1 protein-coding gene is annotated in these 352 nt (G+C 35.2%); it reads right to left on the bottom strand.

Annotated features, from left to right (window positions below):
• Window positions 1-263: hypothetical protein (locus HOP45_RS20485; RefSeq protein WP_181351321.1), on the bottom strand; the 263-nt coding region annotated here is incomplete at its 3' end.
• Between the last annotated feature and the right edge of the window lie 89 nt (window positions 264-352).

The following is a 352-nucleotide window of genomic DNA, read 5'->3' as shown; positions in this document are numbered from 1 at the left end:
TTAGAATAAACAAAAGTAAGTAGTAGAGTTAATAAACCAAGAAGAACGATTCCCCCGCCAAAGAATAAAGATATACCCATCCCTTCCCATTTTCCTACGTACAGACCCCAGTAATGAATTCCTACCCCTAAGAGGAGGAATACAAATCCAATTAAATATTTTCTTTTTTTCAAAACACTCCAAACAATCCCGACACAAGCAAAGACTAAAACAATAATTGGAACGTTCGAAAGCAAGCTATCCACCATTCCAGAATTCATCATAACAACTCTCCCTCTTTGTTAGGTGAAATTTCTGTCTTGCGTTGATGATCTTTATTTAACTATACCATTATCCATCCAATTAATTCCAT

It is taken from the genome of Thalassobacillus sp. CUG 92003 (assembly GCF_013618635.1).
Lineage (GTDB): Bacteria > Bacillota > Bacilli > Bacillales > Halobacillaceae > CUG-92003.
Note: the sequence above shows the minus strand (reverse complement) of the source record. Positions and strands in the feature narration are given on the sequence as shown.